The 12,592-nt window shown below is 29.6% G+C and carries 12 protein-coding genes and 1 tRNA gene; 6 read left to right on the forward strand and 7 right to left on the reverse strand.

The window, feature by feature from the left end; genetic code table 11:
* Nucleotides 1-6 precede the first annotated feature (6 nt).
* From gltX to trpD, 6 genes are all read right to left on the reverse strand, one after another.
* Nucleotides 7-1,374 carry a glutamate--tRNA ligase gene (gltX, locus tag ABXT66_RS04980; protein WP_443644558.1) on the reverse strand — a complete coding sequence of 456 codons (1,368 nt, stop codon included), beginning with the start codon at nucleotides 1,372-1,374 and terminating at the stop codon, nucleotides 7-9.
* A 74-nt stretch (nucleotides 1,375-1,448) separates the two neighbouring features.
* Complete coding sequence (gene lexA / locus ABXT66_RS04985) at nucleotides 1,449-2,135, reverse strand: transcriptional repressor LexA (protein ID WP_443644559.1); 687 nt, start codon at nucleotides 2,133-2,135, stop codon at nucleotides 1,449-1,451.
* Nucleotides 2,136-2,195: 60 nt separating this feature from the next.
* Complete coding sequence (locus ABXT66_RS04990) at nucleotides 2,196-3,449, reverse strand: molybdopterin molybdotransferase MoeA (protein ID WP_443644560.1); 1,254 nt, start codon at nucleotides 3,447-3,449, stop codon at nucleotides 2,196-2,198.
* Nucleotides 3,436-3,921: a cyclic pyranopterin monophosphate synthase MoaC gene (moaC, locus tag ABXT66_RS04995; RefSeq protein ID WP_443644561.1), complete on the reverse strand. Its 486-nt coding sequence runs from the start codon at nucleotides 3,919-3,921 to the stop codon at nucleotides 3,436-3,438. Before moaC ends, ABXT66_RS04990 begins: the two co-directional genes overlap by 14 nt.
* Complete coding sequence (trpC, locus tag ABXT66_RS05000) at nucleotides 3,918-4,706, reverse strand: indole-3-glycerol phosphate synthase TrpC (RefSeq protein ID WP_443644562.1); 789 nt, start codon at nucleotides 4,704-4,706, stop codon at nucleotides 3,918-3,920. The genes moaC and trpC overlap by 4 nt, the downstream gene beginning before the upstream one ends.
* 12 nt (nucleotides 4,707-4,718) lie before the next feature.
* A complete protein-coding gene (gene trpD, locus ABXT66_RS05005; RefSeq protein WP_443644563.1) occupies nucleotides 4,719-5,741 on the reverse strand; it encodes an anthranilate phosphoribosyltransferase in 1,023 nt (340 codons plus the stop codon).
* Nucleotides 5,742-5,978: 237 nt separating this feature from the next.
* On the opposite strand from trpD, the gene rplM reads away from it, so the two are divergent.
* The 6 genes from rplM (at nucleotide 5,979) to ABXT66_RS05035 (ending at nucleotide 11,412) form a co-directional block, all read left to right on the forward strand.
* Nucleotides 5,979-6,443 carry a 50S ribosomal protein L13 gene (rplM, locus tag ABXT66_RS05010; RefSeq protein WP_443644564.1) on the forward strand — a complete coding sequence of 155 codons (465 nt, stop codon included), beginning with the start codon at nucleotides 5,979-5,981 and terminating at the stop codon, nucleotides 6,441-6,443.
* Nucleotides 6,444-6,454: 11 nt separating this feature from the next.
* Complete coding sequence (gene rpsI, locus ABXT66_RS05015; RefSeq protein WP_443644565.1) at nucleotides 6,455-6,943, forward strand: 30S ribosomal protein S9; 489 nt, start codon at nucleotides 6,455-6,457, stop codon at nucleotides 6,941-6,943.
* Nucleotides 6,944-7,047: 104 nt separating this feature from the next.
* The gene (locus tag ABXT66_RS05020; protein WP_443644566.1) at nucleotides 7,048-8,343 is read left to right on the forward strand and encodes a homoserine dehydrogenase; all 1,296 of its coding nucleotides are present in this window, start codon (nucleotides 7,048-7,050) and stop codon (nucleotides 8,341-8,343) included.
* Between the two features lie 11 nt (nucleotides 8,344-8,354).
* Nucleotides 8,355-10,169, forward strand: a complete 1,815-nt coding sequence (gene recJ, locus ABXT66_RS05025) for a single-stranded-DNA-specific exonuclease RecJ (RefSeq protein WP_443644567.1) — start codon at nucleotides 8,355-8,357, stop codon at nucleotides 10,167-10,169.
* Between the two features lie 36 nt (nucleotides 10,170-10,205).
* A tRNA-Glu gene (locus ABXT66_RS05030) sits at nucleotides 10,206-10,280 on the forward strand.
* 697 nt (nucleotides 10,281-10,977) lie between these two features.
* A complete protein-coding gene (locus ABXT66_RS05035; RefSeq protein ID WP_443644568.1) occupies nucleotides 10,978-11,412 on the forward strand; it encodes a hypothetical protein in 435 nt (144 codons plus the stop codon).
* 78 nt (nucleotides 11,413-11,490) lie between these two features.
* On the opposite strand, the gene ABXT66_RS05040 is transcribed toward ABXT66_RS05035, so the two are convergent.
* Nucleotides 11,491-12,381, reverse strand: coding sequence for an alpha/beta hydrolase (locus tag ABXT66_RS05040; protein WP_443644569.1), 891 nt, complete (start codon nucleotides 12,379-12,381; stop codon nucleotides 11,491-11,493).
* Nucleotides 12,382-12,592 lie beyond the last annotated feature (211 nt).

The following is a 12,592-nucleotide window of genomic DNA, read 5'->3' on the forward strand; positions in this document are numbered from 1 at the left end:
ATAAAATTAATATGTATAATTTAGTCGATTTAAAGTAATTGTACAACCTAGTTCATATATAACAGTAACTATATCTGGAGAATTTGTTTTACCAGTAAGAGCTACTCTTAATGCAGGACCAATATCTTTAAATTTTATAGACTTATCCATTATATACTGTTTAAGACAATTATCAATATCATCTTTAGTCCATTTACATTTATTTAATAAAATACTAATTTCTTTTATATTTAAAATCTTATCTTTCAATATTAAAAGATTATCTATATCAGTACAAACAAAGTCATCAGAAGTAATCCATTCTATATCGTCCTCAATTTCAATGAATGTATTAATTCTTTTTAACAGTTCAGGTAATAGAGCTTTTAGTCTCTTCTTTTGGATGTTTTTAAGCTCGAGAGAAAAATGTTGCGTTATTAAATCTAAAACTTCGTTAAGATTTTTTTGCCTAAGAACTTTAGAATTAATACTATTAAGTTTTTGAATATCAAACCTAGCTGGAGATTTATTAATTTTTTCAATAGAGAACTCGCTAATATTTTTTTTTAAATCAAAATCATTTTCGTTTTGCGCTGTCCAACCTAACTGTAATAAGTAGGAGAACATTGCTTCAGATGTGTATCCCATTTTATGATAGTCAAATATATTAGTAGCACCATGTCTTTTTGATAGTTTCAAACCATCGCTTCCATGTATAAGTGGTATATGAGCGTAAGAGGGCTCTTGCCAATTCATAAATTTTATAATTTGAATTTGTCTAAAAGCATTATTTAAATGATCATCACCTCTAATAACATGAGTAATTCCCATATTATAATCATCTACTACAGATGAAAGCATGTATGTTGGACTTTTGTCAGATCTAAGTATTACCATGTCATCAAGTATTTCATTATTAACAGACACTTCACCTTGAACTAAATCACGTATTGTAGTTGTGCCGCTAGAGGGCATTTTCAGTCTAATAACAAAGTTTTTATCATTGCTATTGTTAGTATTTTCTCTCCATGGTGACTTAATAGGAAATCCATTTTCCCGGCTTTTTATTCTTAATAGTGTAAGTTCTTCAGAGCTTAAATAACATTTATAGGCAAAACCTTTCTCTAAAAGTTTATATGCTATTTTAACATGTGATTTAATTTCTTGTGATTGATAAATGATTTTCTCTGAAGGAAAAATATTTAGCCACTTAAGACCATCGTGAATTGCTTGAACTGCTTCATTAGTAGATCTTTTAGAGTCAGTATCTTCTATTCTAACTAAATATTTACCTTGATGTTTTTTTGCATACAAGAAATTAAATATAGCTGTCCTTGCGCCACCTATGTGTAAAAAGCCTGTTGGTGAAGGGGCAAATCTGGTAATAACGCTCAAAATAAAACTCACAAAACAGTTAAAAAATACTATTGGCATAGAATTAAAATAAATTAAAGACTAATAATTAAAAGTTAGTTATAACTTCTTATAAGACCACTCATTTTACCTTGTATGACAATTCTATCAGGTCCATAAATTTGTGTTTTATAATTTTTATTGGCTGGTTCAAGAGCTATACTATCACCTTTTTTTCTAAATTTTTTTAATGTAGCCTCTTCATTGTCAATTAAAGCTACAATTATATCACCGTTATTAATATTAGTTTTTTTATCAATTATTACTGTATCTCCGTCAAAAATACCTTCATCAATCATTGAATCACCTTCTACATAAAGCGCATAACAATCTTCAGAAGTTAAAAATGAGGAGGGGACATCTAAATATTCTCCATAATTAGATATTGCCTCAATCGGAGTTCCTGCAGCAATTTTGCCAAAAAGTGGAATTTGATCCTTTTGAGGTTTAAGGTTTTTAATTAAGGAATGTGAGTGTTTATTAATAAACTTATCTTTGAAATTAATTACGTCACTGTTATAAGTCTGTCCGTTAGGATGTTTCCTAGGTGCTATTGCTCTTGCTTTATTTTCTAAACGTTCAATGTAACCTCTTTCTTCTAAAGATTTTACAATTCTATTGATACCAGATTTAGACTTTAACTCTAATTCCTCACACATTTCTTCATATGATGGAGATACACCATATTTTTCAATACGTAGAATAATGAAATTTAATAATTGATTTTGTTTTAGAGTAAGCATTAAAACCTCTATGTTCATATTTTGTTCTATCATATAAGATTCAAATCATCAAGTGTTTTTTTAAATATTGTTAGGAAATCTTAATATCTTTACTATTTCACCTTTATTTTTAACGCCTTCAAAAGGATCTCTTACAATTAAACAATCAGAATATGAAAACTGTGTAATCATTGAACTATCCTGTTTATTTATGGGCGTAGCTAAAAGATTTCCATCTTCAATATTAATCTTAGCTCTAACAAAATCCATTCTTTCATCATTAACAGGCAGGGTGCCATCTAAAGTAATTTTTTCAAATATTGGGTATTTTTCTGTAATACCCAACATTGACCTAATTGCTACATTTACGAAAATCAAAGAACATACACCACTTGATACAGGGTTTCCTGGCAGCCCAATAAGAGGAGTATTATCAACTATAGAAAATAACAGAGGTTTTCCAGGTCTCATTGCAACTTTCCAAAATTCATTTTGACTTTTACCTTCAAAATTTTGTAAAGCCTTTTGAATAAGATCATATTTACCAACAGAAACTCCACCAGTGGTTACTATTAAGTCACTATCAAGAGCCTTATTTAAAATATTATAAATACTATCTTCATTGTCGTCTGCAATAGGTAAAATTCTTGGTATTCCTCCAAACTGAGTAACCATTGCAGCTAGCATTAAGTTGTTTCCACTTGGTATCTGATCTTTTGTTAGTTGTTCTCCTACTCTTAAAATTTCATTACCAGTAGATAGTATTGAAACAACTGGTTTTCTTGATACAGTTACCCACGTTTGTCCGGTCATCGCAATAGAGCCTATATGTCTAGACTTAATTAATGACCCAATTTTAAAAATACATTCACCTTTTTTGAAATCTAAACCTTTTTTTCTAATATTTTGATATTTTATTACGTTTGATTGTGTTGAAATATATTTTTGATCGCTTGAAGTATGAACATTTTCCTGAATGATAACAACATCACATCCTCGTGGTACTTTTGCTCCAGTAAAAACTCTAACTGCTTCAAAATTTTTAATTTTTTTTTCGAATGGATTACCAGCAGAAGATTCACCAATAACCTTAAAATTTATAGCTTTTTTAGAGTTATTTTCAGATTTTAATTCAGTAAAATCTTTAAAATTTATAGCATAGCCGTCCATAGAAGAAACGTCATATTTTGGATTATCAATTTTACTATAAATTGGTTTAGCTAGACATCTACCTAAGGAGTTTTGAAGAAACACGTCTTCATTGCTAATTTTTTTAAAATTAGATTTAATGTTTCTAATGGCTACATCTAAAGATATTAATTTAGACGCGGGCATTAAATTCTCCTGATTTTCCTCCTGATTTGTGAGTAAGTTTTATGTCTGATATTATCATTCCTCTATCAACTGCTTTACACATATCATAGATAGTTAATAGTGCGATTGACACTGCGGTAAATGCTTCCATTTCAACTCCAGTTTTGCCAATTAAGGATGCCTCTGCTATTACCTTTATGCATGATTTTTTTTTATCAGTTTGTAAATCCATATTTACATATGAAAGAGGTATAGTATGACATAGTGGTATTAATTGATCTGTTTTTTTTGCAGCCATAATTCCTGCTAGTTTAGCAATATTAAGTACTTCGCCTTTTTTGATTTTAATATCTAATATTTTCTTAAGAGTTTCTGGTTTCATAGTAATTTTACCAGTAGCCCTAGCAACTCTGACAGTATTTTCTTTGTGGTTAATATCAACCATACTTGGTTCACCATCATCATTGAAGTGAGTTAATTTGTTTTCAGTCAATTTTTTACTCCTAAAATTTCTTTAGTAGCTGACGTAACGTCTGGTTTTTTCATTAAACTCTCACCAATTAAAAATATATTAACACTATTTTCTTTCAACATAATTAAATCTTGATGATTTTTTAATCCACTTTCAGCAACAATGAGTTTATCTGTATCTATATGTTTCTTTAAATTTATAGTATTATTTATATCAACTTCCATGGTTTTTAAGTTTCTATTATTTATACCTACTAAACTAGTTTTTAATTTATTTGCCATTATTATTTCTTCATAAGTATGAGTTTCAACTAATACGTCCATATCATAGTTATAAGCTTCATTTTCTAATAATTTAGCCTCATCAATAGTAAGAGCTGCCATAATTAATAAGATACAATCAGCACCTAACGCCCGAGACTCTTTGATTTGCCATGGATCAATTATAAAGTCTTTTCTCAATACTGGTAAATTAACTTTATCTTTTACCATTTTAATATATTTATCGTGACCTTGAAAATATTTTTCATCAGTTAAAACTGACAAACAGGAAGCAGTTCCATTTTTATAATTTTCAGCCAGCTCTGTTGGATTAAAGTCATTTCTGATTAAGCCTTTGCTCGGAGAAGCTTTTTTAATTTCAGCTATCAAATTTAATTGATTAGGTTTGTCTAAAGTTTTAATAAATGCTCTAGGTTTTTCTTGTTTATCTATTTGAAATTCAAGCTCTTGCTGTGTTGTTTTATCTTTCTTGAATAAAAGCTCTTCTTTTTTATAATTTATAATTTCTTGTAATTTTGTTAACATTTATCCTAAGCCCTAATCATTAGTCATATTTATTAGCATATTCAGTTTTTCTAAAGCTTTACCATTATCAATAGATTGAATTGCTTTAGTTGCCGCTTCTTCTAAATTAGAAGCGTTCCCAGTCGCTAATAACGCTGAAGCTGAATTAAGTATTACAACATCTCTAAAAGCACTTTTTTTACCATTTAATAAAGTTATAATTTCTTTTGCATTTTCCTCTGGTTCTCCTCCTATTATATCATTTAATCTGGCAGTTGGTAAGTTTATGTCAGATGGGTGTATTAAAAATTCATTTATCTCACCGTCTTTTAATTGTGCGCAGTAAGTTTTCCCAGTTATAGTTACTTCGTCCAATCCATCACTGCCATGAACAATCCAAGCATCTGTTGATCCTAACTTTTGTAAAGACTGAGCAAATGGCATAATTAATGTTTTATCGTACACACCCAGTAGCTGTTTTTTAACTAAAGCTGGATTAGACAGTGGTCCAAGAAGATTAAAAATTGTCCTTATACCTATTTCTTGTCTTATTTTCCCAACATATTTCATAGCTGTATGATGTTTAGGAGCTAGTAAAAAACATATTCCAATTTCGTGCAGGCACTTCTCAACCATATTTATGTCACAGTCAATATTAACCGAAAGTGATTTTAAAACATTCGCAGCTCCAGATTTTGACGTTGCAGAATAATTTCCATGTTTTGCAACTGGGACGTTAGTTCCTGCTAGAACAAATGAAACTGCTGTTGAAATATTTAAAGTTCCTAAATTATCTCCACCAGTGCCCACAACATCAATTGTGTTATCCTTAGATGTTATTTTTAAACACTTTTTACGCATGATTTCTGCGCCAGCTGCAATCATAATAGGGTTGTGATCTTGCATTTTAATTGCCGTTAAGAATGATGAAATTTGTGAATCTGTCGCTTTACCACTCATGATTATTTCAAAAGCTAATTTACTTTGTTGGTGATTTAACTTTTTTCCATCAGTTATTATTTTAAGAAGATTTTTAAAATTTTCATTGCTTTCCATCAGTTTTCTTTTCCCTCATTGTTGCATTTGATAATTAATCTTATATTTTAACGAATTACAATATTTTAATTAATCAACATTATGTTTTTTATTTGTTTATTATAATGTGGTACTATAGAACTCACTTAATTAAGTCATTGAAAATAAATGATTTAATTTAATTTAAATATGTTGACTGTACAACATTAAAAATGTAGAAAATAGAAAATACTTTAATATAATTTAAAAGGAAATTAAATGGCTTTAAAAGGTACTTATACAGCCAAGCCCTCAGACATTACAAAAGATTGGTTTGTAGTTGACGCTGAAGGACTAGTTTTAGGACGTTTAGCAGTTATTATTGCTAATAGGTTAAGGGGAAAACATAAAGTTGGTTTTACTCCTCACATGGCTTGTGGAGATAATGTAATTGTTATCAACTGTGAAAAGGTAGTTTTAACAGGTAATAAAAGAACTCAAAAGACTTATTACTGGCACACAGGCTACCCTGGAGGAATTAAAGAGAGAAAAGCTGATAAAATACTAGATGGTAGGTTCCCTGATAGAGTTCTTAAAAAGGCTGTAGAGAGAATGATTCCAAGGGGGCCACTTGGCAGGCAAGTTATGAGGCAGCTGCATTTATATGCTGGTAATTCACATCCGCATGAAGCTCAATCTCCAAAAGTTCTAGATGTTAAATCTATGAATAGAAAAAATAGTTAAGGGTTTTTGTAATGACTGAAGAAAACAAAGATATTAATAATTTAAGTGATTTATCAAAATTAAACCAAACTGAAGAAAGTTCTTCGATAGAGCGTGAACCTAAAATTGATAAATTAGGTAGATCATATTCAACTGGTAGAAGGAAAGAGTCTACTGCAAGAGTTTGGGTAAAAAGAGGTACAGGAAAAATAACAATAAATGGCAAAGATATGCCTCTATATTTTGCTAGACCTGTATTACAAATGCAATTAAATTTTGTATTTGATGTAACAGAAAGAAAAGATCAATTTGATGTTATTGCCACTGTTAAAGGTGGTGGCCTGTCAGGACAGGCTGGTGCTGTAAGGCATGGCTTGAGTAGGGCTTTAAGTTTATTTGAGCCCGATTTAAGAAAACCCTTAAAAGTAGCTGGGATGTTGACTAGAGATTCAAGAGTGGTTGAACGTAAAAAATACGGAAGAGCAAAGGCAAGGAAAAGCTTTCAATTCTCTAAAAGATAATTTTTGCTATTATTTTTTATTAAAAGGTGTGCTTTGCACACCTTTTTTTGTTTATTAATTAATATATAAATGTTCTAAATAGTTATTTAAAATAGGATTACATGATGAAGCCCATTAAAATTGGAATTGCAGGACTTGGTAATGTAGGCGAAGAGGTTGCATATCAACTGATAAAAGGTTTCAGAGTACAAAACGATCAATTTAAAATTGAGTTACATGGTATTTCTGCAAAATCTAAAGATAAAAAAAGAAAGATAGACACTGAAAACATACCTTTTTTTGATGACCCAGTTTCTATGACCAATTCTCCTGACATAGATGTTATTGTTGAATTAATTGGTGGTGATGAGGGTGTTGCCAAGGATTTATGTTTTTCAGCACTCAACAATAAAAAAGGACTTATAACGGCTAATAAAGCTTTAATTGCCAAGTATGGAAAAGAGCTTGCTGAGATAGCTGAAGATAATAACCTATTTTTCTCTTTCGAAGCTTCTGTTGCAGGTGGTATTCCTATTTTAAAGTTGATTAGAGAAGGTTTAATCGTAAACGACATCACAAAAGTAACTGGAATATTAAATGGTACAGCTAACTATATTTTATCAGAAATGGAATTAAATGAAAAAGACTTTGATGAGGTGCTTGTAGATGCTCAAAAAAAAGGATATGCAGAGGCTGACCCTTCATTTGATATAGATGGAATTGATGCTGCTCACAAGACTATTATATTATCAGGTCTTGCTTATGGCAAAATGCCAGATATCAATAATTTATCTATAAAAGGCATTAGAAATATTACTTTAAATGATATTAAATATTGTTCAGAACTAGGATATAAAATTAAATTGCTAGGTAATTCAGAAGTCTCATTTAATAAAAGTAGTAAAGAAGAGTTCTTCTGTTCAGTAGAGCCATGGTTAATTCCCAAAAATTACGGGCTGTCTAATGTTTCTGGAGTACTTAATGCAGTTCAAGTTCAATCAAGTTTGGCTGGTAATGTTATGATTACTGGAGCGGGGGCTGGAGGAGAGCCTACTGCATCTGCTGTACTAGCTGACATTGTTGATTTTGCAAATAGAACAAAATTACTGTCTTTTGGCAGAAATTCATCCAAAATAAAAAATAATTATAAAACAAATACTTATACTGAAAAATTTAGATTTTACTTAAGGCTCAATGTGATTGATAAATCTGGTGTGCTTGCAAGTCTTACTTCTATCTTTAGGGATCACGAATTGTCAATTGAAAGTTTTATTCAAAAATCTAATCATGAAGATAAAACTGCTGAATTAGTTATAATCACTCATGAAGCTAGTAAATTAATGCTAGATAAGGCGCTTTTATCTATAAATAAGTTAGATGGAGTAATTTCAGATCCTGTTTGTTTAAGTATATACTCATAATAAATTAATTTATGACATTTGATAATACTAAATTATATAATTCTAAACCATCTATTTTGGATGCCGAATGGTATTTGCTAACTTTAGATAATGAAACTCACAGATTAGTTGATTACTTATATCAAAAACACAAAATACCTAATTATATTTCTCCACATTTATCATTTAAAGGCATGAACTTTGAAAATTTTGATGATTTTCTGTTTCCTAAACTAAAGAACTTATTACCTGATCCATTTGTATTTCAAGATTTAGAAAAGGGCGTTAAAAGATTAGCAGAAGAGGTACTTCACTCTAGACCCATTGGAATTTTTGGTGATTATGACGTTGATGGTGCAACTTCAGCAGCTTTGATGGCAAATTATTTAGAGTATTGTGGATGTAAAACATTTATTCATATTCCTGATAGATTTTTAGAAGGTTATGGTCCTAATGAGAGGGCGCTTAAAGGTTTGCATGAAAAAGGAGCTGAGTTAATTCTAACTGTAGATTGTGGAATTTCCTCTTTTGAGCCCTTGAAAGCAATGAGTTCGGTTAACTTAGACCTTATTGTTATAGATCATCATATTCCAGACACTATCCTACCGCCAGCATATGCAATTATAAATCCGAAAAGAATTGATACTAAAAAAGGATTTGAAGATTTATGTGCTGCAGGTGTTAGCTTTATTTTTTTGATTGGTTTAAACAGAGAATTAAGAAGGAAAGGTTTTTTTAGAAATAAAGAAGAACCAGATTTATTTAAATTTTTAGACCTTGTTGCTTTAGGAACTGTATGTGATGTGGTTCCATTAAAAGGTTTAAACAGAGCTTTCGTAAAACAAGGTTTATCAGTAATGAAAAAAAGAGAAAACCTAGGTATCAGAGCTTTATGTGATGTAAGCAAAGTTAATAATCAACCTAACACTCAGGCATTAGGCTTTTCTTTAGGACCTAGAATAAACGCTGGGGGAAGGATAGGTAATAGTGAGTTGGGTGTTTATCTTTTAAAAGAGACTGATGAAATTAAATCACTTGAGATTGCTTGTAAATTAGATGATTTAAATAAAAAAAGAAGATTATTAACTGCTGAATTAGAAAAATCAGTCATTGGACAAATTGAAAAAATTATAAATATTAATAATAATATCAAACCAAACGCAATAGTAGTTAGTGGTAATGATTTTCATGAAGGAATAATTGGTATTGTTGCTGGTAAAATGAAAGAGTTATATAATCGACCTGTATGCGTGATTTCTATAAATCAAGATGGGATATGTAAAGGTTCTGGAAGATCTATTAATGGTATCCCTTTAGGTGATATAATTTTAGAAGCCTCCAAATTAAAAATTATTCATTCAGGCGGAGGCCATGATATGGCTGCTGGTTTTACGGTTAAACAGGATAAAATTAATACATTTCGTGATTTTCTAATTGAAAAGGTAGATTTACTTATGAATAAGGAAATCCCCAAAGTAAAACATTTTGCTGCATCAGTTATTCCTATTTCGTCATGTACCTTAGAATTAGCAGAGTGGTTAGAAGATTTAGGACCATGGGGAACTGACATGGAAGAGCCAAAATTTATTATTCCTAATTCTAAGATATCATCTTTAAGAAAATTTGGATTTAATAAAGAACACGTATCATTTTATATTACTGATAGATCGTCTACAAAATTAAAAGTTAAAAAGTTTAACATTCTTAATAGTCCCTTAAATAAAATTTTTGATAATTACGAGAATATAAACTTGAGTTTTTTAGGAAGATTAAACATAGATACTTGGAATAATAGCAAATCTTTAGAAATGATGTTGGACGATATTATTTATGCAGATGATACTTGATTTTTATTTAAATTAAAGTTAATAACATTCTAATATGGTCCCTTCGTCTAACGGTTAGGACACCGCCCTTTCACGGCGGCAATACGAGTTCGAATCTCGTAGGGATCACCACACTTTCCCTTGATTTCATTGAGTTTTTTTTAGTTATCTGTTTCTATGGTGACATTTTAGTGACAAATGGTTGCGAGAATTTTTGTCACTAATAACTATTTATCTTTTTGATTTTTATACATAAATTTAATTTTTACAGTCCTTATGATTAACTCCCTACGAGATTCTTTGTCGTACGTTAACCTGTAATACATTATACTTGATTAAATGATCTAAGAAGTTAACATCAATTTTTTACATTTTAACTAGGTGATTATTTGTTTTTCAAAGAGATAAATAAATTTTTTAATCAGACTAAATCTAATTTTAAGAAAAAAATTTTAGTTTTAATTTGTCTCATTTTACTTTTCTTAATTATATTTTCATCATTTATAATTGCATTAAGTGAAATAATTATTTCAGTTCTTTTAACTGTTACCCCAATTATGTTAGGTGTTTTAATATTTTTTAAAATTAGAAAAGCCGATGTAAGAAAATTTTTAAAGTTTATAAAAGATATTTTATCAAAAATTGATGATCTTTTGCAGGAAAAAAAAGAAAAAGAGCATGAGCTGAAAACAATTAATCCTCAGCGCAGCAGCTTTAAAGAACTATTATCTTTTGCAAATAATAATGAGATTGAAACTTTAGAAAAGTTTTCTGGAATTAAGCATAAATCTTTAGACCAATTTGAATTAGCAATAAGAAAAAAATCAACATGGTCCATAAAGAAAGACAAGAGAACCTCGATGGTTTATTGCCTGGTGGCAAGGTTAATAATTGGATTTTCAAAGTTGTTAAAATTGACCAAATTGAAGATGGTTCAGCTGCTGTAGTGTTAAGCCTTCCATGTAAAAGTTTTGTTGGTTCGGGGCAAATAGATACAAAAAGCAGTTGGCTTAAAAAAGGCTCTAAAGAGTGGAGAGCTACTATTCCATATGAGGATAGAAGATTTAGAGAGCTAGCTAAGCTTGATAGAGGTCAATTCATTGTTGCTTCTGGTATTTTACTTGAAGTTGGTGCATTTAAACCGGGTCAAATCGAAACTTTTTATGCATCACAACAAATTGGTGAGCATCCACTCACAAAAGGACTTAATCTTAAAGGTGAGCTTTTTATTGCTGATTTAACTTATATTGCAGCACTTAATTGATACGAATAATTATTATGCTCTAAAGTTAATATTTAAAGTGTAAAACTTATATTAAAGTTACTTTATAATTATAAATATTTATTTTTTAATATTATTAATCCAATTAATCATAATTTTAAATGCGTACTCTGTTTGATTTGGAGATATTATATCACCAATTACTACATGAGAGTATTTATCATCTACGTCTGACATAGTTACGTTATGAGTATAACTTTTACCACCCCATTTTTGAATAAATTTAAGTGTTTCATCCGCTTTAACTACTTTATCATCTAATGAAAAATAAAATAAAGCTGGAATTTTTACTTTAGTAAAATCTTGTTTTTTTATTTTTTTTACTAACTTTGCCATAGGGATTAAAGCATCAGTAGGGTAGGCTAATGTCCAATACTTTGCGTTTAAATCATTTCTTGCTTTTGATTTAGTAGTTTTACCAATTATTAAGCTTAACCAATATTCAGATAACGGCCATGTAATTAAACTTGCTAATTTATGATTTATTCCAAAGTTAGGTGAAACAAAAATAAAGCCTAATATGTTTTTTGATAATGTAGGTTCAATGGCTGCAATAGAACTTAGTGTGCCACCAGTTGATGTAGACATGATGATAATTTGATTACCAATTCTGGTTCCAATCTCGATTGCTTCATGCAAATCTTTTACCCATTCTTTAATAGAAGACTTGCCCATCGCATCTTTATCCCTTCCATGACCTGTTAACCTTGTGTAAAAGATGTTTGATTTCAGTTCATTAGCCAACATATCTGGTAAAGGTCTGGCTTCTTCTGAGCTGGCTGAGAAACCATGAATATAAATAATAGAAATTGGTGTTTTTTTATTTTTTTTTCCAGACCAAATTATTCTTTTTTCAACGCCTTGTTTTATGTTAGGAATATTTTTTTCATTATTTTTTAGATATTTATCAAGATCAATGCCTAAAGAATCTTTGTTAAAATTGCTTTTCATGCTTATTTTCTCTTTAAATATTAAATTTAATGACATTGTAATAATGAAAAAAGAAATTATTAAAAAAAAAACTATTCTAAAAATAATTCAATCACCTTTCTGATTATGCTTATCAATTTAATTCTGATATTATTCATAAAATTAAATGTTTTAATACATAAATATTGCTTTTTCTATATTAAATATGATTAATAAAACATTACAATTATTA

Source organism: Candidatus Levibacter sp. Uisw_134_01 (assembly GCF_047717795.1).
Lineage (GTDB): Bacteria > Pseudomonadota > Alphaproteobacteria > Puniceispirillales > Marisalimonadaceae > Marisalimonas.